This is a genomic window from Xanthomonas hortorum pv. cynarae (assembly GCF_002939985.1).
In the GTDB taxonomy this organism is placed as follows: domain Bacteria; phylum Pseudomonadota; class Gammaproteobacteria; order Xanthomonadales; family Xanthomonadaceae; genus Xanthomonas; species Xanthomonas hortorum_D.
Map to the genome: position 1 here is coordinate 175,862 of NZ_MDFM01000004.1, position 24,540 is coordinate 200,401.

The 24,540-nt window shown below is 63.7% G+C and carries 22 protein-coding genes and 1 other RNA gene; 8 read left to right on the forward strand and 15 right to left on the reverse strand.

All coding sequences use genetic code 11. The annotated features are described in order from the left end of the window. Positions 1-19: 19 nt before the first annotated feature. From XcyCFBP4188_RS04410 to XcyCFBP4188_RS04425, 4 genes are all read right to left on the reverse strand, one after another. Entirely contained in the window at positions 20-691 is a 672-nt protein-coding gene (locus XcyCFBP4188_RS04410) for a flagellar hook assembly protein FlgD (protein WP_006450208.1), read from the reverse strand. 38 nt (positions 692-729) lie between these two features. Then, a complete protein-coding gene (gene flgC / locus XcyCFBP4188_RS04415; RefSeq protein ID WP_006450207.1) occupies positions 730-1,137 on the reverse strand; it encodes a flagellar basal body rod protein FlgC in 408 nt (135 codons plus the stop codon). Positions 1,138-1,140: 3 nt separating this feature from the next. After that, positions 1,141-1,542, reverse strand: a complete 402-nt coding sequence (flgB, locus tag XcyCFBP4188_RS04420; RefSeq protein WP_043908456.1) for a flagellar basal body rod protein FlgB — start codon at positions 1,540-1,542, stop codon at positions 1,141-1,143. Between the two features lie 332 nt (positions 1,543-1,874). Then, positions 1,875-2,819 carry a chemotaxis protein gene (locus XcyCFBP4188_RS04425; protein ID WP_006450205.1) on the reverse strand — a complete coding sequence of 315 codons (945 nt, stop codon included), beginning with the start codon at positions 2,817-2,819 and terminating at the stop codon, positions 1,875-1,877. A 364-nt stretch (positions 2,820-3,183) separates the two neighbouring features. Here XcyCFBP4188_RS04425 and flgA point away from each other — a divergent pair, with 364 nt between their 5' ends. The 4 genes from flgA (at position 3,184) to XcyCFBP4188_RS04445 (ending at position 5,943) form a co-directional block, all read left to right on the forward strand. Beyond that, a complete protein-coding gene (gene flgA / locus XcyCFBP4188_RS04430; protein WP_006450204.1) occupies positions 3,184-3,828 on the forward strand; it encodes a flagellar basal body P-ring formation chaperone FlgA in 645 nt (214 codons plus the stop codon). 66 nt (positions 3,829-3,894) lie between these two features. Then, positions 3,895-4,206, forward strand: a complete 312-nt coding sequence (gene flgM / locus XcyCFBP4188_RS04435) for a flagellar biosynthesis anti-sigma factor FlgM (protein ID WP_006450203.1) — start codon at positions 3,895-3,897, stop codon at positions 4,204-4,206. A 15-nt stretch (positions 4,207-4,221) separates the two neighbouring features. Further along, the gene (locus tag XcyCFBP4188_RS04440) at positions 4,222-4,554 is read left to right on the forward strand and encodes a flagellar protein FlgN (protein ID WP_006450202.1); all 333 of its coding nucleotides are present in this window, start codon (positions 4,222-4,224) and stop codon (positions 4,552-4,554) included. Positions 4,555-4,707: 153 nt separating this feature from the next. Then, the gene (locus tag XcyCFBP4188_RS04445; RefSeq protein WP_043908453.1) at positions 4,708-5,943 is read left to right on the forward strand and encodes an ATP-binding protein; all 1,236 of its coding nucleotides are present in this window, start codon (positions 4,708-4,710) and stop codon (positions 5,941-5,943) included. 141 nt (positions 5,944-6,084) lie between these two features. Here XcyCFBP4188_RS04445 and XcyCFBP4188_RS04450 read toward each other — a convergent pair whose 3' ends face one another. Together XcyCFBP4188_RS04450 and XcyCFBP4188_RS04455 are read right to left on the reverse strand one after the other, a co-directional pair. Next, positions 6,085-7,806 (reverse strand): EAL domain-containing protein, encoded by a 1,722-nt coding sequence (locus XcyCFBP4188_RS04450; RefSeq protein WP_006450200.1) that lies wholly within the window; start codon positions 7,804-7,806, stop codon positions 6,085-6,087. Positions 7,807-7,809: 3 nt separating this feature from the next. After that, positions 7,810-9,942 carry a sensor histidine kinase gene (locus XcyCFBP4188_RS04455; RefSeq protein ID WP_080949677.1) on the reverse strand — a complete coding sequence of 711 codons (2,133 nt, stop codon included), beginning with the start codon at positions 9,940-9,942 and terminating at the stop codon, positions 7,810-7,812. A 119-nt stretch (positions 9,943-10,061) separates the two neighbouring features. Between XcyCFBP4188_RS04455 and XcyCFBP4188_RS04460 the strand changes: the two genes are divergently transcribed. Further along, a complete protein-coding gene (locus XcyCFBP4188_RS04460) occupies positions 10,062-12,848 on the forward strand; it encodes a bifunctional diguanylate cyclase/phosphodiesterase (RefSeq protein WP_174705827.1) in 2,787 nt (928 codons plus the stop codon). A 74-nt stretch (positions 12,849-12,922) separates the two neighbouring features. Beyond that, positions 12,923-12,999, forward strand: a non-coding RNA gene (locus XcyCFBP4188_RS04465) — sX9 sRNA. 873 nt (positions 13,000-13,872) lie between these two features. Here the strand turns inward: XcyCFBP4188_RS04465 and XcyCFBP4188_RS04470 are convergent. The 5 genes from XcyCFBP4188_RS04470 to XcyCFBP4188_RS04490 form a co-directional block, all read right to left on the reverse strand. Next, positions 13,873-14,157: a hypothetical protein gene (locus tag XcyCFBP4188_RS04470; protein ID WP_006448839.1), complete on the reverse strand. Its 285-nt coding sequence runs from the start codon at positions 14,155-14,157 to the stop codon at positions 13,873-13,875. Positions 14,158-14,241: 84 nt separating this feature from the next. Continuing rightward, positions 14,242-15,519 (reverse strand): methyl-accepting chemotaxis protein, encoded by a 1,278-nt coding sequence (locus XcyCFBP4188_RS04475; protein ID WP_172839307.1) that lies wholly within the window; start codon positions 15,517-15,519, stop codon positions 14,242-14,244. A gap of 61 nt (positions 15,520-15,580) precedes the next feature. Continuing rightward, the gene (hflD, locus tag XcyCFBP4188_RS04480; protein ID WP_104591699.1) at positions 15,581-16,195 is read right to left on the reverse strand and encodes a high frequency lysogenization protein HflD; all 615 of its coding nucleotides are present in this window, start codon (positions 16,193-16,195) and stop codon (positions 15,581-15,583) included. Next, complete coding sequence (gene mnmA, locus XcyCFBP4188_RS04485; protein WP_104591700.1) at positions 16,195-17,331, reverse strand: tRNA 2-thiouridine(34) synthase MnmA; 1,137 nt, start codon at positions 17,329-17,331, stop codon at positions 16,195-16,197. The genes hflD and mnmA overlap by 1 nt, the downstream gene beginning before the upstream one ends. Beyond that, complete coding sequence (locus tag XcyCFBP4188_RS04490; protein ID WP_104591701.1) at positions 17,328-17,786, reverse strand: NUDIX hydrolase; 459 nt, start codon at positions 17,784-17,786, stop codon at positions 17,328-17,330. The genes mnmA and XcyCFBP4188_RS04490 overlap by 4 nt, the downstream gene beginning before the upstream one ends. Positions 17,787-18,048: 262 nt before the next feature. On the opposite strand from XcyCFBP4188_RS04490, the gene clpS reads away from it, so the two are divergent. Both clpS and clpA read left to right on the forward strand, forming a co-directional pair. Continuing rightward, positions 18,049-18,369 carry an ATP-dependent Clp protease adapter ClpS gene (gene clpS / locus XcyCFBP4188_RS04495; protein WP_043889778.1) on the forward strand — a complete coding sequence of 107 codons (321 nt, stop codon included), beginning with the start codon at positions 18,049-18,051 and terminating at the stop codon, positions 18,367-18,369. A 142-nt stretch (positions 18,370-18,511) separates the two neighbouring features. Next, complete coding sequence (clpA, locus tag XcyCFBP4188_RS04500) at positions 18,512-20,794, forward strand: ATP-dependent Clp protease ATP-binding subunit ClpA (RefSeq protein WP_074057509.1); 2,283 nt, start codon at positions 18,512-18,514, stop codon at positions 20,792-20,794. Between the two features lie 285 nt (positions 20,795-21,079). Here the strand turns inward: clpA and infA are convergent, their stop codons facing one another. From infA to trxB, 4 genes are all read right to left on the reverse strand, one after another. Further along, positions 21,080-21,298: a translation initiation factor IF-1 gene (gene infA, locus XcyCFBP4188_RS04505; RefSeq protein ID WP_002813418.1), complete on the reverse strand. Its 219-nt coding sequence runs from the start codon at positions 21,296-21,298 to the stop codon at positions 21,080-21,082. 80 nt (positions 21,299-21,378) lie between these two features. Then, entirely contained in the window at positions 21,379-22,128 is a 750-nt protein-coding gene (gene aat / locus XcyCFBP4188_RS04510) for a leucyl/phenylalanyl-tRNA--protein transferase (RefSeq protein ID WP_104591702.1), read from the reverse strand. A gap of 186 nt (positions 22,129-22,314) precedes the next feature. Further along, positions 22,315-23,433, reverse strand: a complete 1,119-nt coding sequence (locus XcyCFBP4188_RS04515; protein ID WP_006448847.1) for a GNAT family N-acetyltransferase — start codon at positions 23,431-23,433, stop codon at positions 22,315-22,317. Between the two features lie 57 nt (positions 23,434-23,490). Then, on the reverse strand, positions 23,491-24,459 hold the full coding sequence (gene trxB / locus XcyCFBP4188_RS04520) for a thioredoxin-disulfide reductase (RefSeq protein ID WP_006448848.1): 969 nt from the start codon (positions 24,457-24,459) through the stop codon (positions 23,491-23,493). Positions 24,460-24,540 lie beyond the last annotated feature (81 nt).

Genomic DNA, 24,540 nt, shown 5'->3' on the forward strand with positions numbered 1-24,540 from the left:
TTAAGTGTCGGTTGCCGGCTCAGCTGACGCGGAGCACGTTGGCGAGCGGGGAAGTGCCTAGCCCGGTCAGGTTGAGATACAGGCCGTCGGAGCCGATCGTGACGCTATCCACCGGTGCGTCCACGTAGGTGGCCAATTTGCTTTTGGCACCGGCGGTGTCGGTCTGGGTGGCGGTGACGCCGTACTTGCCGGCGACCATGCGGTTGCCGTTGGCATCGGTGCCGTCCCAGGCGAACGACACCTCACCGGCGGCACTGGACGGCACGCTGAGCTGTTTGACGAAGGTGCCGTTGGCGTCGGTGATTTCGAAGTTGACCGTGCCGGCCGCCGTTGCGGCGACCACGCCTTTGGCCGAATTGGTGGTGTCGATGGCGACCTGCGCAGAGGGCACCAGCACGTTGTGCCCGACCAGCGCGGCGCCCTTCAGCACCTGATCGCTGTTCATCGAGTCGGAGAAGTTGCCGACCTTGGTATTGAGGTCGCCAATGCCCTGCACGGTGGAGAACTGCGCCAACTGGCCCAGAAAGGCGCTGTTTTCCATCGGTTTGAGCGGGTCCTGGTGCTGCAGCTGCTCGGTCATCAACTTGAGGAAGTCCGCCTGGCCGAGCGATTCCTCCTTTTTCTTCGTCGAGGCGGCGCTGCTGGTGCTCAGCCCAAGGCTGGCGTAAAGGTCACTGCCGATTGTGCTCATTTGAAAGGGTCCGTAGGGTAAAGGTCAGCTAGAAAGGGTCAGCGACCCATCGTGATCGTCGCGAGCGCCAGTTCCTTGGCGGTATTGAGCATTTCCACGCCGGCCTGGTAGTTGCGCGAGGCCGAGATCATGTTGACCATCTGCGCCACCGGATCCACGTCGGGCGAGAACACGTAGCCGTCGGCATCGGCCAGCGGATGACCGGGCTCGTAGCGACGGATCGGCGGTGCGTTGGTGGTGGTGATCTCCTTGACGTTCACCGAAGTCAGGCTGGGATCCTGGCGGTTCTGCCGGGCCTGGAAGATCGGCTCGATCGGCTTGTAGGTCGCTTCGGCCGAGCCTGCGACAGAGTCCGCATTGGCCAAGTTGGAGGCGATCGTGCTCAGGCGCACCGACTGCGCATGCAGCGCAGAGCCGGCCACATCGAAGATGGGAAGATTGCTCATGACTTATTGGCCCGTGATCGCGGTGAGCATCGAGCGCACCTTGGATTCGAGGAAGCTCAGCGAGGCGCGGTATTCCAGCGCGGCGCGGCCGTAGGCAGCGCGTTCGGCGTCGGCATCGACGGTGTTGCCGTCGAGGCTGGGCTGATCGGATTCGCGGGTGATCTGGAACGGGTTGAGCCCGCCGCTGTTGCCGATCTCATAGTGCTTGGCGTCGGTGGTCTGCATCAGACTGCCGTCGCGCACGCCTTCGGCGGATTTCAGCGCGGCCTCGAAGTCCATGTCCTTGGCCTTGTAGCCAGGGGTGTCCACATTGCTCAGATTGCTGGCAATGAGCTTCATGCGCTGCTCGCGCAGCGGCAGAGCATCGCCGTGGATGCCTAGAAAGGACGAAATGGAGTTGGACACGGTGCTCTCCCGCGAAGTGTTACCAGGGAGAAAGCAAAGTTTGTGCCAATCGAGGAGGTACGGGCCGCAGAACGCGAAGAATGATCGGGGCTGCCGACGAACGGCGCCTTGGCCGTCCGCGAAACGCGATGGACCTGTGTCCGTCACGACGTTGGTTTAATCAAGCGCGTCAAGCCGGAGGTTCGGCATTACCCGAGGTGGTCTGGCGTCGGCAGGTGTCACTTCAAAACGCGTCGACGCACTGACCAATTTATATGACGCGGAGTCCTTGGCAGCCCGGCGCGACGCCTTGTTGCTGCTATCGGCTCCGATCCGGCAGCCGATCGACCTGATCAGGCCGCTTCGGCGACCACTTTCAGGCGCGCCAATACATAATCGGCCAATTCGTGGGCGCTGTACTTGGCCACGAAGGCATTGGCGCCGACTTGTTCGACCATGGCGTTGTTGAATACACCCGACAACGAGGTATGCAACAGCACGTACAGGCCTTGCAGCCCTGGCGTGCGCCGGATTTCTGTCGTCAGCGTGTAGCCATCCATCGCCGGCATTTCGATGTCGGAGATCACCATCGCGTAGCGATCGGCCGGATTCTCGCCTGACGCTGCCACCTGCAAGAGATGGTCCAGCGCCTGGCGGCCGTCCGACAACAAGGTTGCCGCGACGCCGAGCTGGTCGAGCACGCTGCGGATCTGCTGACGCGCCACCCGCGAGTCGTCCACCACCAGCACCTGGAACTGCCGGTCATAGGCGACCAGCTGTAGCGATGGATCCAGCTGCACGTCCTTGCTGACCTTGGCGATGTCGGCGAGCACGCTTTCCACGTCGATCACCTGGATCAACTCACCCTGGAAACGCGTCACTGCCGTCAAATAAGTGGCTTCGGCGCCCAGCTCCGGCGGCGGATGGATATCCTCCACCGCAATATTGACGATGCGCTCCACGCCGCTGACCAGAAATCCCTGGACCGAGCGGTTGAACTCGGCCACCACCAGATAGCCAGGGCCGTTTTCGGAAAGCGTGTCGCGCTCCGGGTGGCCGATGGCCAGGCCCAAGTCCAGCACCGGCACCGAGCGCCCGCGCACGTCGGCAACGCCGGCGAACTCGGTCGGCAGGCCGGGCACCTGAAACAGGTCCGGGCGGCGCAGCACTTCCTGCACCTTGAAGACGTTGACGCCAAAAAGCTGGCGCCCGCCCAGCCGGAACAGCAGCAGGGCCAGTCGATTGTGGCCAGCCAGACGGGTGCGCTGGTCGATGCGGTTGAGCAGATCGTGGGTCATGGGGCAGATATCGACAGGGTGGCCCAATAACTTGAGGGGGCTTTGCAGGCTGCGGAGTGCCACCGGGATTCGGGAATCGGGATTGGGGATTCGCTCAAGCGCCGGGATTGGGTGATTTGGGATTCGGGATTTGCTCAAAGGCTTGCACTAGCGAGTGGTCAGGCCGCTGCTGCTTCTGCGTCCTTGAAAGCTTAAGTGACAGTTGATCGGATAGAGGCACTGGGTGAAAGGGCCTTGGCAACGAGTAAACGAATCACCAGCAAAGCCGCTTTTGCGAATCCCCAATCCCGACTCTCCAATCCCCCGCAAAAAAACAGGCACACCTCTTGCACTGTCTGTTCCGTCTTCCTCCGGATCTGGTCCCATGCGCCTGCTACTGCTTGTCATTCTGTTGGCTGCCGCTCCAGCCTGGGCCCAGAGCTACCAGTCTGTCGATTCCATCCGTGCTGCCGCCCTGGCCACCGTCGGCCCCGATGCCGAGGCCGAGGCCACGCTCGATCCGGGTCTGCGCATGCCGGCGTGCCCGATTGCGCTGCAGGCGCAGCCCACCGGGACCAACACGGTCGAAGTGGCCTGCCCGCAGCCGGCCGGCTGGCGTCTGTTCGTGCCGCTCAAAGTGCGCCGCAATCAGGACGTACTGGTGTTGCGCCGGGGCATCAGCGCTGGAGAAACCATCTCGCTGGCCGATATCAGCATCGAGAAACGCGACGCCGCGCGCATTGTCGGTGCGGTACTGGCCGATCCGGTGGCTGCAGTGGGCAAGACCGCCCGGCGCATTCTGCCGGCCGGGTCGCTGCTGTCGTCGAACGATCTGGTCACGCAGCGGCTGGTGCGGCGCGGCGATACGGTGCCGCTGGTGTCGCGCAACGGTGGTCTGGAAGTACGCATGAGCGGTCGCGCCTTGTCGGACGCTGGCGAAAACGAGCGCGTCTCGGTGGAAAACTCGTCCTCGCGCCGGGTAGTGCAGGGGATCGTCGAAGCGAGCGGGACCGTTGTGGTTTCCAGATAAAAATTTTCTATAAAGTTTTTTTTCTGGGTGCCGTTATCCCCTACGACCTGTAGAGGAGTTCCTGACATGACCCAGAAAATCGAAGGCAATCTACCGACCGCCGCCACCCTTCGTACCGCCGCCACAAGCAGCAAGATCGCTTCGGCCGGTGAAGACCGCGCGTCCCCGATTGCAGCACTTCCGCCCACCGACAGCGTCAAGCTGACCGGCGAGGCCACCAACCTGCAGAACTTGCAGCGCACGCTTTCGCAGTCCTCGGCGATCGACACCGGTCGCGTCCAGGCAGTGAAGGAGTCGTTGCAGAACGGCAGCTACTCCATCAATCCGGATGCCATCGCCAGCCGCATGATGGATCTGAATCAGCAACTGGCGGGTTAATTCCCAGCCCAAAGGATGAACGTGAACGAGTTCCTGCAACGTCTCAGCGACGCGCTGGCCGGCGAGCGCCAGGCATTACTCGAGAACGACATCGATGGGTTGATGCGGCATACGCAAGACAAGCTCTCGGCACTGCGCGCGCTCGAAGCGCGAATGCCCGAAGGCGAAGAAGCGCGTCTGCGCGAACTGGCCGAAGCCAATCGTGCCAACGGCGCGCTGCTGGCACGCCGGCGTCGCGAAGTGAACTGGGCACTGCGTCACTTGGGCCGCACCGAGAGTGCGCCGTCCTATGACGCCAAGGGTCAATCGAGCGTACTGCGTGGCGGACGTTCGCTGGCAGTGGCTTGAGCGATTAACCTCGCGTAGAGCGTGTGTGCGCGTTGTCCAGCGCACATGCGTCGCGCAATCCGATCTGCCCGGCGTGCCAGATCGTGGCGTTGCGCAATACGGCGCGTAGGCGGTTGGGCGTATATTGACGCGTCTTCTACGCCGCCTCTTCCCGTGACTGCCAAGTTTTTTCTCAATCAGACCTTATTGCCGTCTTCGGACATGCTGCGCGCCTTCGGCGATCAGATGCTCGAGGGCGTATTGCTGTTCCGCGCAGACGGGCAGCTGATTCTGGCCAACGCCATCGCGCGCCAAAGCCTGTGCAAGGAAGACCCCGACGACGATCGCAATCTCGGCGAGCGGATCTCGCAGGTCTTGCCGTCCGATGCGCTCAATCAGGCGCGTAGCAAGGGCACCTGGACCGGCAGCCTGCCGGTCGGCGACCGCGTGGTCATTGCGCATCTGTACTACAACGAAGAGCAGGGCGTCGGGCACTTTCTGGCATTGTTCCACAACATCGAAGGCCAGCAGGATTACGAGCGCGAGCTGCAACAGCGCCACGCCGAATTGCGCCAGGCCTACCTGCGTTTGAATGGTGCACAGGACAAACTGCTGCAATCGGAAAAGATGGCCTCCATCGGCCAGCTCGCTGCGGGCGTGGCGCACGAAATCAATAATCCGATCGGTTACGTGCACTCCAACCTGGGCAGCCTGCAGGAATATCTGCGCAGCCTGTTCACGCTGATCGAAGCGTACGAGCGCGCGCTGCAGGCGCCGGATCCGAAGGCGCTGATCCCCGAAATCGACGAGATCCGCAACCGCGCCGATATCGACTTCATCAGCCGCGATCTGCCGCAGCTGATGGCCGAGTCGCGCGAAGGCATCGAACGGGTGACCCGCATCGTGCGCGACCTCAAGGACTTCTCGTATTCGGACCGTTCCGAGTCGTGGAAGATGGTGGACCTGCACGCCGGTCTCGAATCCACGATCAACATCATCTGGAACGAGCTCAAGTACAAGGTCACGTTGGAGCGCAATTACGCCGAGCTACCGCTGGTGGAATGCCTGCCGTCCGAGCTCAATCAGGTCTATATGAACATGCTGCTCAACGCCGGCCAGGCGATCGTCGAGCGCGGCACGATTACCGTCACCACCGGCCGCGAAAACGCCGATGGCACCGAGCAGGTCTGGATCCAGTTCCAGGACACCGGCGCCGGCATCGCCCCGGATCTGATGCAACGCATCTTCGACCCGTTCTTCACCACCAAACCGGTCGGCAGCGGCACTGGTCTGGGCCTGTCGATTTCCTACGGCATCATCAACAAGCACCACGGCCGTATCGACGTCGAAAGCACACCGGGGCAGGGCGCGAGTTTCCGCATCGTGTTGCCGGTGCGGCAGCCGCGGTAGCGCTTCGCGCTGGGAATGGGGAATCGGGAGTAGGGAATCGGTAGAGCGGCGTGCGCTGGTGCTTTGGTTTTGAGGCACGATTTGGCACGCGGAGAATCAGGCGGTAGAGATCTGCTCTACCGATTCTCCATTCCCGATTCCCTACTCCCGGCCGTTACGCAACTCATCGTGCGTGCGGAAGGCCTGACGAATGTGCTCGCGCAGTTCGTCGTCGTTCCAGGGTTTGGTCAGAAAGCGGTAGATCGCGCCGCGGTTGATCGCCTCGGTCACGGTGGCCAGATCTGTGTAGCCGGAGAGCACCAGGCGCACGGTGTCGGGGTAGAGCATCTTGACCCGGCCCAGGAACTCGGTGCCGCTCATGTCGCTCATGCGCTGGTCCGAGAGGATCACCTGCACGTCGTTGGTGGCGAGCAGGTCGAAGGCATCGCGCACATTGCCGGCGGCCAGGATCCGGTAGCCATCGCGGCGGAACAGGCGCACCAGCGAGCGCAACACGTTTTCTTCGTCGTCCAGCAGCAACAAGGTGCGATCCGGGCGGCTTTCGGCGAACGATTCCGGGCGCAGATAGCGGCGACGTAACGCCATGCCTGCCGACTCGGCCGACATCGGTTCGCCGAACAGATAACCCTGGAAGATGTCGCAATCGTTGCGACGCAGAAAGCCCAGCTGCGCCTGCGATTCCACACCGTTGGCGATCACCGTCATGCCGAGCTGGTGGCCCATCGCGATGATCGCGCGCGCAATGGCCGCCTCGCGGCTGCCGGCCGGTGCGCTCTTGATGAAGCTGCGATCGATCTTGAGCCGGTCCACCGGATACCGCACCAGCGCGCTCAGGCTGGAATCGCCGGTGCCGAAGTTGTCCAGACTCAGGCTGATGCCTTCGTTGCGCAGGTTGGCCATCGTCTCGTGGACGAAGTTGACGTTGTTGGTCAACGCGCTTTCGTTGATCTCCAGCGTGACGAATTGCGCCGGCACGCCGGCGGTCTGCAACATGCCCATGACTTCGTTGAAGAAGCCCGGACGCAGCAACTGCAGCGTGGACACATTCACCGCAATGCTGAAGTCGTCGAACCCCTGGTCGCGCCACAGACGCGCCTGGCGCACCGCGTTCTGCAGCACCCATTCGCCGATCTGCACGATCACGCCCAGGCGCTCGGCGGTGCGCATGAAACGCTCTGGCACCAGCATGCCCAGCGTCGGCGATTGCCAACGCAGCAAAGCCTCCATGCCCACGATGCGGCCGTCGCGTGCGCTCACCAGCGGCTGATAGCGCAGACGCAGCTCGCCATGCGGAATCGCATCCACGATCTGCCGCGCGATGATGCTTTCGCTATGCGCACTGGTGGTCGAGTTGCGCGTGTACAGCCGCACCGTGTTGCCGCCTTCGCGCGCGGCCTGGTAGCTGGCTTCCTCGGCGTAATCGAGCAGGATCGACAGCGAGCTCGAGTGTTCCGGGCATAGGCTGATGCCGACCTTGCCGGTCATGAACAAGGTGTACGGCAACACCGACAACGGCAATTCCAGCTGCTGGCGGATCTCTTCGGCAAAATCTTCCGGCAATGGCGTGTCTTCGCGACGCACCGCTACCACCACCATTTCATCGCTGCCGTGACGCCACAACTTGCCGCGCGCGCCCAGGAAATCCTGCAGCCGGCGCGCGACCAGCGTGAGCGCCTGATCGCCGACCTCGGCACTCATGTTCTCGTTGATCGAGGCAAAGTGATCGATATCGATATGGAACACCATCAATGGCGGGCCGCCGGATGCGGCAGCGTCCACCAGATGCAGCAGTTCGGGATTGCCTGCGCCTAAGCGCGTGGGTTTGACGATTTCCAATCCAGGCGGGATAACCGGGCTCCACATGACTCAACGTCCACCATCGTCGTGGACGGACTCGCCGACCGGGTGATAGGGCAGGCGCAACGTCACGCGCGTGCCTGCTCCGGGGGCTGATTCTATCGCGAGCGCGCCGCCGACGGTTTGCGCACGCTCACGCATCACGATCAGCCCGAGACCGCGCGGGCCTTCGGGTTCGAAGCCATCGCCGTCATCGCTCACTTCCAGGCGAAAGCTCTGGCTGTCGATCGTCTGCAGGCTCATGCGCACTTCGCCCGCGCACGCATGCCGCAACGCATTGGTCAGGCTTTCCTGCGCGATGCGAAAACACGCCTGTTCGATTTCGTTGCCGGGGCGTACGTCCAGGGCCTGGATATCCAGTTCCAGATGCACCTGCGAGGCGCGGAACAACATCGAGGCTTGCCAACGCAGCGCCGCTTCCAGACCCAGTGCATCGAGTTGTGGCGGGCGCAACAGCATCGACAGATTACGCAGCTTGGTCACCGTGCTGTCGGCCAGCGACACCACCTCGAGCAGATCCTCGCGACGCGCGGCCGGGTCCAGCTCGTCCAGCGCGGCATGTGCGGATAGCTTCATCGCGGTGATCGCCTGGCCGATATCGTCGTGCAGATCGCGCGAGATCGCGCGGCGCTCGTCTTCCTGCAACGAGAACAACCGCTTGGCCATCGCCTGCAGTTCGGCATTGCTTTCGGCCAGGGCGTCGCGCATACGCTCGGGCTCGCTCAAATCGCGCACCACCAGCAATTTGCAGGCGCGCCCGCCGTAGCGGATATCGCCAGCCGACAGGCCGGCATAAAAGGTGCTGCCATCGCGACGGCGCATCGCCCGTGCGCTGGACACCGGCTCGTTGCGGTCGCTGCCTGCGCGCAGATACTCGCGCACGATCGGCAGATCGTGCTCGCCGACCAGCGTCTGCAACGGTTCACCCAGAATGGTCTCGCCCTGGAAGCCGAACTGCGTCGAGCCTGCCGCATTGGCATACATCACGTGCTCGTCGGCCAGGATCAGCACACCATCGGGTAGCACACGCACCAGCTCGCGGAACTGCTCCTCGCGCTCGCGCAGCAGGCGCCGCGATTGTTCGCGCTCGCTCACATCCTGCAGCGTGCCGTGGATATGGCGTGCGCCGCTCGTCGTGGTGACGCTTTCGGCACGCAGGTGCACGGTGCGCGGCTGCGAGTCGCCGCCAGTGAGCGGTAGCAGCACATCGATCTGCACCTGCCCACCGGTGCACATGTCTTCGATCATCCGTTCGATGCGTGCCTGGGTGGCGGTATCCGAGGCGGTCAGCAATTCTTCCAGTCGATGTTCGCGGCGATGCATCGGCACGCTGCGGCCCAGCAACCGATACACCGCCGGCGAATAGCGGCCCAGGCCGGTGGCGCGATCCAGCTGCCACGAGCCCAGCCGCGCGATGCCTTGCGCTTCTTCCAGCCGCTCAAGCGCTTCGTCGCGCAGATGCTGCGCCTGGCGCTCCTCGCTGCGGTCCACGGTGACCACCAGGCGGGCAGGGCCGCTGGCCAGATGCAGCTGATTGCTGCGGATCTCGACATGGCGCGGGCCGCTGCGGGTCAGCAGATCCTCGTGCAGGGTGCAGGTGTCGTCGCCCTTGGCGCGGATCTGGGTGATGATTTCTTCCAGACGCACGCCGTCGGCATTGGGCCAGATCGCCTGCAACGTCTGCTGCAGAAACTCGTCGCGCTCCCAGCCGAAGAATTCCAGCGCTGCCGGGTTGGCATCCAGGATGCGCAGCGTGGCCAGGTCGTAGATCAGGGCGGGGCTGGGCAGGGCCAGGAACTTGGCCTGCAGCAGTGCCTCGGACTGCGCCAACTGGGCGTGCTCTTCCACGATCAGCGCGACAAAGCGGCGTAGCACCAGATGGATCACGATGCTCGACACCACCAGAAAGCTCGCATCCGACCAGCGCTCCGGCATGGCGGCGCCGGCCAGGTGCAGCAGCCGGTTGCCCAGCAGCAGCCACACCACACCAGTCAGCAGATACAGCCCTGTCAGCGTCCACAGACCCTGTTGCAGGCGTTCGGCTAAGCGAAGTCGGGAGACGGGGGCGGACGAAAACGCGGGCGCGGCAACGGGATCAGGCATGGGTCCGCGAACGACCTTTGGAGCGGGCGATGCAGCCATCTTAGCCGTAACTCGGCCCGGTTCGGTCGTGCCGCAAACAGGTACCTCAACTAATCGCCAAAACGGCCGTTATCCATTGCGACTCCGGGGCAGGGGTCGATTCTTCGGAGTGTTCCAGAGTGGACTCAGGCGTCATTGCAAGCATGCTGCAGCACCCGTTGACCTCAGCGGTGGTGTTGTTGGATGCGCATGGTCAGCCTCTGGCGGCCAACCGCGTTGCGCAGTCGCTTGGATTGCCGGCAACCCTTGGTGCCTATGCCGAAGTTCTGGAAAGCAGCCGAGCCCAGGTGGCCGATAACGGCGGCATGGCGGCCTGCGTGCTGCCGGGCACCGGCGGCGGGCGTCTGGAAGGTTGGTTGCGCGCAGTCTGCGACGAACACGGCCAGGTGATGGCCTTCACGCTGAGCATTCCCGAGCCGGTGGGCGCCGATGGCACCAGCCGTTGGGAAATGGGTCTGGACAGCGCCGATCACGGTTTGTGGGATTGGGATATTCCTGCCGACGTGGTGTACCGCTCGGAGCGCTGGACCCGCATGCTCGGTTACTTGGAGCAGCCGCTGCCGAACAATCTCACCGCCTTGTCCGGGTTGATTCATCCCGACGACCATGCGCTGGTCAGTGCCGCCGTACAGGCGCACCTGGATGGGCGCACCGATACCTATGTGGCCGAATTCCGCTTGCGTCAGAGCGATGGCCAGTGGCGCTGGATCCTCGATCGCGGCCGCGTGGTCTCGCGTACCGCCGACGGCCGCCCGCTGCGCATGGTCGGCACACATACCGACGTGCATCACCACAAATTGCTCGAGCAGCAGCTACGCGAGCAGCAGGCCCAGCTCGAAGATGCTCAGCGTATCGCCAGCATGGGCAGCTGGAGCTTGGACACGCTCAAAGACGCGTTGTGGGTCTCGCCCGATTTCCTGCAGCAGCTCGGCATGACCCAGATACGGCTGCAGAGCATTCGCGACATCCTGCGTCTGCTCGGCCGGCCCTCGATTGCGCAGCTGCGCAGCGCCTGGCGCAAGATCAAGCACGAAGGCATGCCGATGCATTTCGAGCTGGAAATCAACGGGCTTGCCGGCATCAACCCGCATCACCTGCGGGTATGGGCGCAGCCGGTCTTCGATGGCGACGGCACCATGGTGCGCCTGCTCGGCCAGCTGCAGAACGTCACCGAGCAACGCCAGACCGACGCGCTGATCCGCTGGCGCACCGAGTTGCTCAACCGCGTCTCCGCGCTGGGCAAGATCGGCGGCTGCGAGATCGAGGTCGACACCCGGCGCATGCAGTGGACCGAGGAGTGCTATCGCATCCATGGTCTGCGCAAGGAAAACATCACCCTGGAGCAGGCGCTGTCGCTGTACACCCAGGATTCGCGCGACGCCTTCGAAGCGGCGCTGCTGCGGATTTCCGATGGCGGCCTGCCCGAGCAGCTGGAGCTGTGTTTCTATCGCAACTCCGGCCAGCGTGTGTGGGTGCAGGTACTGATCGAACTGGACCGCCGCGAAGGCCTGCCGCCGCGTTTTGTCGCCTTGTTCCGCGATGTCACCCGCGAACGCGAAGCCAACGAGCGCATCGAGCTGCTGGCGCACTACGACCGTCTGACCGGCTTGCCGAACCGCTTTCTGTTGCGCGAGCAGGCAGAGAACGCGATTCGCGAAGCGCATGAGCGCGGTCAGGTGCTGGCGATGCTGCTGATCGATCTGGATGGCTTCAAGAGCATCAACGATTCGTTCGGCCATGCCACCGGCGACAATTTGCTCAAGCTTGCGTCTTCTCGCCTGCATCAGCATTTGCGCAACAGCGATCTGTTCGGTCGCTTCAGCGATGACGAATTCATCGTGCTGCTGCGCGATCTGGGCGAGCCGGAAGATGCCGGCCACGTTGCACGCAAGTTGATCAGCGCGCTGGGCGAGCCGCTGCGCAAGGACCACGTCACCCTCAAGCTCGGTGCCAGCATCGGGATTGCGCTGCAGGGCGATGGCCTGTCGGATTTCGATAGCCTGCTGCGCGCCGCCGATGCGGCGATGTACGCGGCCAAGGAATCCGGCCGCAACACCTTCCATTACTACAGCCAGGACGTGCTGCTGCGTGCGCAGCGCCGCCTGGAGCTGGAGCACGCGCTGCAGGGCGCGCTCGAGCGCGAAGAATTCACGCTGGTCTATCAGCCGCTGGTCAACACGGTCGGCGATACCTCGCCGGCGATCGAAGCGCTGATGCGCTGGAATCGTCCTGGTCATGGTCCTTGCAGCCCGGTCGAGTTCATTCCGATCGCCGAGGAATGCGGCGAAATCGTGCGTCTGGGCGAATGGGTCATCGGCGAAGCCTGCCGCCAGGCCGTTGTCTGGGACCGTGCCGGGCTCAATTTCAGCCGCATCGCGGTCAATGTGTCTGCGGTGCAGCTGCGCGAGCGCGGCTTTGCCGAGCGGGTGCTGGAAATCTGCCGCGACAACGGTTGGTCGCCGTCGCGGCTTGAGCTGGAACTGACCGAGTCCGCATTGATCCGCGATTCGGATTCGCTGCGCCGCTGCTTCGAGCTGTTCGAACAGAACGGCGTGCTGCTGGCGGTGGACGACTTCGGTACCGGCTTCTCGAATCTGCACTATCTCAACCGTTTCCCGGTGCAGCGCCTGAAGATCGACCGCAGCTTCGTGCAAGGCATGCTCGACGACGCCAACACCGCTGAAGTCACCCAGGCCATCGTGCATCTGGGCCATGCGCTGGGCATGCAGGTGGTCGCCGAAGGTGTTGAAACGGTGCAGGAAGACGCACTGCTGCGCCTGCAGGGCTGCGACGAGATCCAGGGTTACTTCTACTCACGCCCATTGTCGCCACGCGACATGGCGCAGTGGCTGCGCGAAGCCGAAGCCGGCATGCGCCTTGGCGCTCGTCTGGTCGTCGCCAACTGACGCAGTGTGTGGCATCGCCCGCATTCAGAGCGGCTGAAAAACTGCTGCGAAGTCGCCGGGCGGGTGCGGCCGGCATCTACCACTCGTGCATTCCGGGTCGTCCGCGCCTTCCACGCCCATTCTGATGACCGGTCGCTACATTTCGTTAGCCGCTGCTAGTCAATCAAGGGCGTGATGCCCTCACCAGCGCCAAGCAGCAAATCAGCCCTCTACAACTGATCTATCCGCGCAAACCAACCACTCTCCACGACAAGCGAGCTATCGAGTCGTAGCGTTGTTTGGCCAAGGTCAAAAGTTGAGTCAGTCGAGGGCGCGATGCCCTCACCGCTCGCGGGACACGCCGCAAGTACGTCCATGTAGGCTCGGTGGCGGCATCCATGCCGCCACACGGTCCCGCAAGCGGTGAGGACACCGCACCAGCGCGTTGATCGGTGGCCCAGGTAAAAGCATTCCCGATGCTCGACTTGCGTTGGGATGCTGATCGGACGAGCCGTTATCCGAACATTGCGCGCCGTGCATTGCTTGCAAACATGCACACCGACATTTTCGACTGGTCCTTGCCCGCCTACCGTCGCGGGACCTTACGCGGCATGGATGCCGCGTAAGAGCCTACACGGACGTACTTGCGGCGTGTCCCGCGATGGTAGGCGGGCAAGGGCCCTGCAACCAAGCCGCAGATCAGCCGCTCTGCAACACCACATTGCGAGCGTCTAATACCCCCAAGAAAGCCGAGATCTCACGGCTTTTTATCGCGAGCAAGCACCCAGCTCGCAAGCGCACTCGCGCAAGATGTCGCGCACTACAGCATTGCCATGACATCGCATCGATCGAAGCGTCAAGTTGTGTTGTGTCGCAGAAGTCGCAGAGCAGGCGGGAAGGGGAGACGTCACCCTGATGCTGCAATCGAAAGATGCTGCGTGGTTCAGAGCCAGGCTTGTCGGCACCGCCTAACCCATCATCGATAACTCAGGCAGTCATGACAACCAGCGGGGCGCCTGCCGAGGCACGCCCCGCCGTTTCGACATCAGCGTCCGGACACGCTGACCGCAGCACCGTCCAGGCCCAGATCCCACGCTACCGTTGCGAACAGCAATTCTTCTTCGCTGCTGCTACGGCGCGGATGGATCAATGCCTGCACCTCCGCACGTGCCGCACACTCCAGCCGTTCCAGCGCAGCCGGCATACGCACGCGTCGCGGCGTGGGCCGGGCAGCATCGCTCTGCGCGATGCGCTCGGCCTGTGCGGCCGCAACGACGGCTGATTCCAGCACGGCGGTGGGTCTATCGACGGTCGGGGCGAGAAGCGTCATGAGCGGAACACCAGGTCGTTGCGGAACGACAAATCCCCGGGGAGGCCGGGGAATGTCGGGGTCAGATGGTGCGTGGCATCGGTCTTAGAACAACTCGACCGTGCCGGCACCCATGCCTTGCTGCGCCACCGGCTTGTGCGGCGGGCGCTCCCATTCCACGCGCATATCGCGCAGGCGGGTGGACACCTTCTGCAGCGCGGCGACCAGATCGCTGTCGTACACGCCGCCATTGCGATGCAGCAGTTCCTGCAGCGCCACCGCTTCACGGTTGATCGCGGTGAGGCGATCGAGATGCGTGTGGATGCCGCTCAGCGTCTGCGTGGCGATGTCCTCGAACTGCAGGGCACGCACCGCTTCGGCCACGCTACCGTCTATGGAGCGAGCGCACTCGGAAATTTCGCGCATGCCATCGCCCAACGAGGCGTTGATCTGAGCGACATTCTCCAGCATCGCCGCCGATTCATGGCGGGCTTCGCGGGAACGATCCATGTGGCGCGAGGCCAGCTGCGAGACCGTTTCACGAACCTTGGCGATCGATTCCTTGGAGCTGTGCGCCAGCTTGCGGATCTGTTCGTTGAAGGTGGTGGAACGCTCGGACAGGTTGCGCACCTCGTCGGCGACCACTGCGAAGCCACGACCGGCTTCACCGGCACGTGCTGCTTCGATGGCGGCGTTCAAGGCCAGCAGGTTGGTCTGGTCGGCGATCGACTTGACGTCTTCCAGCAGCGCGAAGATGCCATCCAGGTGCTGCGCCATCTCATCGATGTGATGCACCGTGTTGGTACTTTGTCCGCTCACCTGTTCCAGCGCTTCCACCAACTGCTCCATGCGGGAGCTGGCGTGCTGGGCGAAGCGAGCGACGTCGACGCCGGCGCTGCCATCGTCACCGGCACGGTCGACGATGCGGGCCAGTGCCTGGCTTTGCTGACGCGACTTGCGGTTCATCGCTTCGAAGCTGCCACCAAGACCGGACACGGCCTGACGGATCAGTTCGCGGGCACGCTCGACTTCCGAGCGCGAACCGTCGACTTCGTTGCTGACGAACGTACGCAGTTCGTTGAGCAGTTGGTCCTGCTCGCGCAGGATGCGGGTCTGGTCCGGATTACGCCGGAACTGGGAATACGTCACCCAGGCAGCGAAAACCAACCAACTAAGGGTCATGGTCGCCAGGATCGCCCAGCGCACCGAAGCGGGCCAGTCGAATCCGACAGCGAAGGGAAACAGCAAGGTCAGAGCCAAAGGGGCGGCTAGACGGATCAGTGGACGTGAATACATGGGCGTTCTCGGCAGAGTCACGGTTGCTGTATCGGCCGTACCCCCTTTGTCTTTAGCGACGATCGCCACATCGTCTCGCCCATTCAACCGCTGTTGACGCGCGCCAGCGGCCGCTAGCGCATGCGTCAAAGCATGTTTGTCGCGGAACTCAACGCAGCGCGCGGTCCACCGCTTCGAGCATTGCGCGCTTGGCAAACAGAAAATCCCACAGGCTGCCACCCATCTGGCGCCACAACACCGCCGAGCGGACCGCTGCCAGCAGCAAGGCGCGGATTTCTGCGACTACGCCGGCCTGGCCCAGATAATGCGGGTTGCCTTGCACCATCACCTTGGGACGCAAGTGGCTGATGGTCTGCGCATACAGCGCGCCCAGCGCGCTCAGCACGTCGGGGTGGCCGCTGTCGCCCAGGGTCTGTGCCTGACGCGCCGCAGCCTCGATCCCGTTGGACACGCTGGTGACGGTGGCGGTGTCGCGCACGAAGCGGCGCTCCAGTTGCAGCACCGCCAGCGCCAGGCGCGGCAGCACCTCGTCCTTTCCCTGATTGCGGAAATAGTTATGCAGCAGCCGCAAGCCCGGTGCCAGATCGGTCGGCGAGCCGTACACGGCCTCCGGCGAGGAGGCATCCACCCGGAACACGCTGTCCATGGCGGTGCGCACCGTCGCAGCCTCCGAATGCCCGGTTTCGGCGATCCGCCGCACCTGCTGCAAGGCCTGGGCGACGCCGGCCAGCGCCAGCACGCGGTGATCCATGGAAGAACTCATCAAGCCACTACCTCGGGTAAAAAAGAAGATCCCGCCAATTGGCGTTCCATCGGTGCATCGGTGGCCGCAATGACTGCGCCCCCTAAACATTCTTCGCCGTCGTACAGCACCAGCGATTGCCCCGGCGTCACCGCACGCTGCGGCCGTTCGAAACGTACCTGCACGCTGCCATCGTCGCGCACCTCCACCGTGCACGGTTCATCGGGCTGCCGATAGCGCGTCTGTGCGGTGCAACTGAAGCTACGCGCCGGCGGCGCCCCGGTGACCCAATGGGCCTGCTCGGACTGCAGCCAGTGCGATTGCAGCAGCGGGCTGTCGCGGTCCTGGTCGACATACAGCACGTTGCTCGCCACATCCTTGCCCACCACATACCACGGCGCCGCAGCACGCCCACGCACGCCGCCGATGTTCAGGCCTTCGCGCTGACCCATGGTGAAATAGAACACCCCCGGATGTTCGGCGATACGTTGCCCCTGCGGGTCGCGGATCTCGCCGGTGCGCGCGGGCAGATAACGGCCCAGGAACTCGCGAAAGTCGCGCTCGCCGATGAAGCAGATGCCGGTGGAATCCTTCTTGGCATGCGTCGGCAGATTGGCGTCCTGGGCGATCCGGCGCAGCGTACTTTTTTCCAGATCGCCGATCGGGAACAACGTTGCCGCCAGCTGGGTCTGCCCCAGTTGGTGCAGGAAATAACTCTGATCCTTGCCGCGGTCGGCACCACGCAACAGGCGCCACCGCCCGCCGCTGTGCGCAACCCGCGCGTAGTGACCGGTGGCGATGCGTTCGGCGCCCAGCGCCTGGGCCGCATCCAGGAAATGCTTGAACTTCACTTCGCGGTTGCACAGCACGTCCGGGTTGGGCGTGCGTCCGGCGGCGTATTCGGCCAGAAAATGCTCGAACACGCCGCTCCAGTACTCGCTGGAAAAATCGCGGAAGTGAAACGGGATCCCCAGCACCCCGCAGACCGCCACCGCATCGCGACGATCATCTTCGGCGCGGCAATCGCCGCTGCCGTCGTCGGCCCAGTTCTGCATGAACAGCCCGGCGATCGACTCGCCTTGCTGGGCAAGCCGCCAGGCCGCCACCGACGAATCCACGCCCCCGGACACGCCAACGATGATGCGCGGCGTACTCATGCGACGTGCTGCACCAACGCCAACGGATAGCGCTGACCGGACAGATAATCTTTCACCACGTCCCACACCAGCGGACTGCGTAGCCGGCCGGCCGCGCTGCGCAGCTCTTCCGGGGTCATCCACAGTGCGCGTACCACCCCGGTATCCAGGCTGCGCTCGGGGTGGTGGGTCAGCGCTTCGGCGACGAAGGTAAAGCGCAGAAAACACTGGCCGCTTGGCGCCACCCACTGGTAGGTGCCGATGAACTGGGTCAGCTGCACATCCCAGCCGGTCTCTTCCAGGGTCTCGCGCACCGCTGCGTCCAGCAAACTTTCGTTCGGCTCCAGATGTCCGGCCGGCTGATTCAACAGCAGGCGGCCGCCGATGGTCTCCTCCACCTGCAGAAAGCGCCCGTCGCGCACCACCACAGTGGCGACGGTGACATCCGGGTGCCAGCGTTCTACGGGCGTGTTCATCGACATTGGCTCCGGCGGATGGAAAACCGGCGCGCAGCACCCGCACTCGCCACGATCACAACCCGTCTCACAGCTCGGCTCAAACGATCAGGCGTACCAAGCGGCGGCGCGGATCGTTGCGTAGTGGAGGCGCACGACGGTGCCAGTGGCAGCGCGGTCACGGAATCGGTCATCAAGGGCCAGCCAGGGAATCGGAGACAAATTGTGCGGGCCGCGGCGCAAATCGTCCAATGCGCGCAACGATGAACCGTATAATGGCCACATGCCCCGTAATACTACGCACGAACACGATCACGGCCTGATGGTCGAAGCCAGCAAGCCTGAAGTGGCGCCACCGCCGCGTTATCAGGTGCTTCTGCTGAACGATGACTACACCCCGATGGACTTCGTGGTGACCGTTCTGGAGCAGTTTTTCAACCTGAGCCTGGAGCAGGCGACCCAGGTCATGCTGCATGTCCATACCCGTGGGCGCGGTGTCTGCGGGGTCTACAGCCGCGAGGTCGCCGAGTCCAAGGTGGCGCAGGTCAACGAGTTTTCGCGGATGAACCAGCACCCGCTGCTGTGCACGATGGAGCAAACCTGAGTTCGGTCAGGGATCATTCCAGCAGTGCAACACTGTGGCTGCAATCACATGCTAACGCCGTCTGAACATACCTATCCGATAGGGTTGTGGTAAATCCCAACAAAAGCCGCATATTGTTGGCAACAGCCGTTCGGAGTTACCAATGTTCAGCAAAGACCTAGAGCAAACCATCGGCCAGTGCTACAAGCGAGCACGCGAGGCGCGTCATGAATTCATGACCGTCGAGCACCTGCTGCTCTCGCTGCTAGACAACCCTTCCGCCCAGGCCGTCCTCAAGGCCTGCGGTGCGGACCAGGTGCGCTTGCACAACGACCTGGAACAGGCGATCGAGGCCTCGGTCTCGCGCCTGGCAGAAGACGATGGCCGCGATACGCAACCAACCCTCGGCTTCCAGCGGGTGCTGCAGCGCGCGGTCTATCACGTGCAGTCCTCTGGCAAGAAGGAAGTCACCGGCGCCAATGTGCTGGTCGCGATCTTCGGCGAAAAAGACTCGCACGCGGTGTATTTCCTGAATCAGCAGGACATCACCCGCCTGGACATCGTCAATTACCTTTCGCACGGCATTGCCAAGCTCGGTGAAGACGGCGAGCAGCCGTCCGCGTCCGATGGCGAGCCCAAGAGCGAAGGTGGGGAAGGCGAGGCCAAGGGCGATGCGCTGGCCGAGTTCGCCACCAATCTCAATGAGCAGGCCCGAAACGGCAAGATCGACCCGTTGGTCGGCCGTGCCGACGAAATCGAGCGCACCATCCAGGTGCTGTGCCGCCGGCGCAAGAACAACCCGCTGTACGTGGGCGAGGCCGGCGTGGGCAAGACCGCGATCGCCGAAGGCCTGGCCAAGCGCATCGTCGACAACGACGTGCCCGAGGTGCTCGCCGAGGCGGTCATCTTCTCGCTCGACCTGGGCGCGCTGGTGGCCGGCACCAAGTACCGCGGCGACTTCGAAAAGCGCCTCAAGGGCGTGCTCGCGGCGCTGAAGAAGGTGCCGAATGCGGTGCTGTTCATCGACGAGATCCACACCATCATCGGTGCGGGTTCTGCGTCGGGCGGCACCATGGATGCGTCCAATCTGATCAAGCCGGCATTGTCGTCGGGCGAGTTGCGCTGCATCGGTTCGACCACGTTCCAGGAATATCGCGGCATCTTCGAAAAAGACCGTGCGCTGGCACGTCGCTTCCAGAAGATCGACATCGTCGAGCCGACCGTGGGCGAGACCTTTGAAATCCTGCAGGGCCTCAAACCCAAGTATGAAGCGCACCACGGCGTGACTTACGCCGACGACGCGCTGCAGGCCGCCGTGGATCTGTCGGTCAAGCACATCGGCGACCGCTTGCTGCCCGACAAGGCGATCGACGTGATCGATGAAGCCGGTGCCCGTCAGCGCCTGCTGCCGGAAGGCAAGCGCAAGGAGCTGATCGATATCGAAGAGATCGAGACCATCGTTGCCAAGATGGCGCGGATTCCGGCCAAGCAGGTCAGCGCGACCGACAAGGACGTGCTGCAGCATCTGGAGCGCAATCTGAAGATGGTGATCTTCGGCCAGAATCCGGCGATCGAGACGCTGGCCGGCTCGATCAAGCTCGCGCGTTCGGGTCTGGCCAATCCGGAAAAGCCGATCGGCAACTTCCTGTTTGCCGGCCCCACTGGTGTCGGCAAGACCGAGGTGACCAAGCAGCTCGCGCTGCAGTTGGGCATCGAGCTGGTGCGCTTCGATATGTCCGAGTACATGGAAGCGCATTCGATCAGCCGCCTGATCGGCGCGCCTCCGGGCTATGTCGGGTTCGATCAGGGCGGCCTGCTGACCGAGAAGGTGGTCAAGACGCCGCACTGCGTGCTGCTGCTGGACGAGGTGGAGAAGGCGCACCCGGACATCTTCAACATCCTGTTGCAGGTCATGGATCGCGGCATCCTCACCGACACCAACGGGCGCGAGGCGAACTTCAAGAACGTGATCCTGGTGATGACCACCAATGCCGGTGCCACGCAGGCGTCGCGGCGCTCGATCGGCTTTACCAAGCAGGATCATTCCACCGATGCGATGGAGTCGATCCGTCGTGGCTTTACGCCGGAGTTCCGCAACCGCCTGGATGCGATCGTGCAGTTCCAGCCGCTGGGCTTCGACCACATCCTGCGGGTGGTGGACAAGTTCATCATCGAGCTGGAAATGCTGTTGCAGGAAAAGCACGTCTCGCTGTCGGCCACCCCGACTGCGCGCGACTGGCTGGCCCAGCACGGCTTCGATCCGCTGATGGGTGCGCGCCCGATGTCGCGCGTGATCCAGGAGAAGATCAAGCGTCCGCTGGCCGACGAACTGTTGTTCGGCAAGCTGGTGGAAGGCGGCCGGGTCAATATCGACGTCAAGGATGGCGAGCTGGTGGTGGAAGCGCACCCGGAACCGGAGCGTCTGCTGCCGGCAACGGTCGACTGATCGCCTTGCGGTCCTGAAACGAAAAAACCGCTCGAAAGAGCGGTTTTTTTATGCCTCAGAACTTGTGGCCCGAGGGGGCGTAGAAGCGGAGTGGCGATGGCGGCTCGCGAGGAGCAGCGATAGCGCGCTTCCGTACCTTTGGCGATGTAGCGATCAGGCGCAAGCGCTGGAGGTGGAGACAGGATCAAGCCGACACCGCCCGATCACAGCTGCCACTTAGATGCGCAAATCTCGGCCACGACAAAAAGCGGCCAGTGGCCGCCTCGCGTCTCACACCAGAACCGCTTACTTCATGCGGTAGGTAATACGACCCTTGGTCAGGTCGTAAGGAGTCATCTCAACTTTGACCCGGTCGCCGGTCAGGATGCGGATGTAGTTCTTGCGCATACGGCCGGAGATATGGGCGATGATTTCATGCCCGTTTTCCAGCTTGACCCGGAACGTGGTGTTGGGGAGCGTCTCGCTGACGCTGCCTTCGAATTCAATGGAGTCGTCTTTCGACATGTAATCCTGTGCAATCACGGCTGGCCCGGGAGGGCCGTAAGGGACAGCATTTTACGCTCCATCTCCCCCCGGTGCAAATTTTATGTTAAGCGGACTTCAGCGAGCGCGCTGGCAGGCCGCTCGGCGTAGCCCTCGGACCAGTTGCCGGGCAGCGAGGGTTGGGTGACCTGTCGCCGCACCTGCTGCAGGAACTGCGCGCGTGGCAGGCGCTGCGCGCCCAGCCGCATCAGATGGGGGTTTTCCACCTGCGCATCGATCAGCGGCCATCCGCAGCCATGCAGATACTCAGCGAGCGCTGCCAGCGCCACCTTCGAGCCGCCGCTTTCGGCACTGAACATGCTTTCGCCGAAAAACATCTGGCCGATCGCCACACCGTAGATGCCGCCAACCAAGCGCGCACCATCGAACACTTCCAGCGAGTGCGCGTGGCCCAGGCGGTGCAGTTCGATGTAGGCCTGCTGCATCGGCGTGGTAATCCAGGTGCCGTGCTGGCCTGCGCGCGGTAGCGATGCGCAGGCGTCGATCACCTGCGCAAAGGCAGTGTCGGCACGCACGGTCCAGGTGCTGCTGCGTAGCTCGCGCCGAAAGCGCGAGGACAGATGCACGGCATCGGTGCGAAAGACCGTGCGCGGATCCGGGCTCCACCACAGGATCGGCTGGTCGTCGGAGAACCACGGGAATACGCCGTGCGCATACGCATTGAGCAACCGCTGCGGCGACAGATCGCCGCCGAGTGCGAGCAAGCCGTCCGGCTCGCGCAAGGCGTGTTCGACGGGCGGAAACGGCGCGGCAGGATCGGCGTCAAGCAGGTAGGGAAGGGGGCGCGACATGCGGAGAGTTTAGAGCCTGCCATGCGGTTCGCACTGAGGACGGCTGTCAATCGGCTGCACTCACCTGACGACATCGTCGTGTGTTGTCAGCGACTCTCGGCCCGAAGAGCGCTTTCGCAGCCATCAGGCACGCATGACGACTGCGTCCGTCGCGACGCGTTAGGCATGCGGGTCAACCGCGCGGCATTAATCACGGAATGGGCTGTGCTCGAACAGCTCACGCGCATGCTGGGCGACAGCCTCGCGCTCATCCGCGCACCATTGCGCCAGCGGTTCGCGAAAGGCAGGGTCGGCGATCCAGTGGCGGCTGCGCACCAGCGTCGGCAAAAAGCCCCGCGCGATCTTGTGTTGGCCCTGAGCGCCCGGTTCAAACCGGCTCAGGCCTTCGCGCAGGCAGTATTCGATGCCCTGGTAATAGCAGGTTTCGAAGTGTAGCCCCGGCAGCGCTTCGCCGCCCCAGTAGCGTCCGTACAGCGTGTCGTGGCCGCGCAGGCACAGTGCGCCGGCAATTGGGTGTCCGTCCAGTTCGGCCATGAACATCACCAGTTGACGTGGCAGGTGCTGGGCCAGGTGTTGCAGGAATTCCGGCGTCAAAGCCGGCGAGTTGCCGTACTCGTTGAAGGTCTTGAGGTAGAAACCGTACATCGCGTCCAGATCGGCAGCGCTGGCCTCGTCGCCGTGCACCACGCGCAACTGCACGCCGGCGCGCTGCACCTTGGCGCGCTCCTGGCGGATGTTCTTGCGCCGCTTGTGGTCCATCGCTGCCAGGAAGCTTTCGAAATCGCTCCAGCCGCTGGCGTTGTGCCAGTGGTATTGCAGATCGTTGCGCTCCAGCCAGTCGGCATCGAACGCGGCGTCTTCGTCGACTGGGTGGAAATTCACGTGCGCCGACGACAGCCCGCTGCGCTCCACCAGTTCACGCATCGCCGCGAGCAGCTGCGGCCGCCATTGCGCCGCGCCGAGCAGGCGCGGGCCGGTCACCGGCGAGTAGGGCACGCCGCACAGCCACTTGGGGAAGTACTCCTGCCCGTAGCGCGCATACGCATGCGCCCAGGCATGATCGAACACGAATTCGCCGTGCGAGTTGTTCTTCAAATATCCCGGTGCGGCGGCGACCAGCGTGTCGCCGTCCCACAGGGTCAGGTGCAACGGGTTCCAGCCCCAATCCGGGCGCAGGCAGCCCTCGCGTTCGAGACCTTGCAGGAAGGCATAGGACACGAAGGGATGCGTGCCGTCGTGCAGCGCATCCCAGGCGCCGGCCGGAAGTTCGTCCAGCCGGCGGCACCAGCGGGCCGTGACGCTCATGCGCACAGCTCGCTGGTGATGAGGCTACCCGCACGGCGCGGCCGGCGGTCAGCCACCTCAGGCGCTCTTGTCGAGATAACGCTCGGCATCCAGCGCGGCCATGCAGCCGAAACCGGCCGAGGTGATCGCCTGGCGGTAGTGCTGGTCGGCCACGTCGCCGGCAGCGAACACGCCGCTGACCGAGGTCTCGGTCGCCGCGCCGTTCAGGCCGGAGCGGATTTCCAGGTAGCCGTTGTTCATCGCCAGCTGGCCGTCGAACAGCTGCGTGTTGGGGTGATGGCCGATGGCGACGAAGAAGCCGTGTGCAACGATCTCGCGGGTGCTGCCGTCGAGGGTGGACTTGACCCGCACGCCGGTGACGCCGGCATCGTTGCCCAGCACTTCGTCGATGGCGTGGTGCCAGACGGTTTCGATCTTGCCGGCGGCGACCTTGGCGAACAGCTTGTCCTGCATGATCTTTTCGGCGCGCAGCGTGTCGCGGCGGTGCACCAGATAGACCTTGCGGGCGATGTTGGACAGGTACAGCGCTTCTTCGACTGCGGTATTGCCGCCGCCGACCACGACCACGTCCTGGTCCTTGTAGAAGAACCCGTCGCAGGTGGCGCAGGCGGAGACGCCGCGGCCCTTGAAGGCTTCTTCGCTGGGGATGCCCAGGTACTTGGCGGTGGCACCGGTGGCGATCACCAGCGCATCGCAGGTGTAATCGGCGCTGTCGCCGCTCAGCCGGAACGGGCGCTGCGAGAGATCGGCGGTGTGGATGTGATCGAAGATCACCTCGGTCTCGAAGCGCTCTGCATGCGCCTGCATGCGGCTCATCAGGTCCGGGCCCATCAGGCCATGGGGGTCGCCCGGCCAGTTGTCGACCTCGGTGGTGGTCATCAGCTGGCCGCCCTGCTGCAGGCCGGTGATCACCACCGGCTTGAGGTTGGCGCGCGCGGCATAGACCGCGGCGGTCCAGCCGGCCGGGCCGGAGCCCAGGATCAGCAGGCGGGAATGCTTGGCGGGACTGGCAGATGAGGCGCTCATGTATACTCGCGATCTAGGAAAAGGCAGGGCTGGCGCATGAATTCGCGCCCCTGTGGCGGCATAGAGTGGCGGTCCCCACCC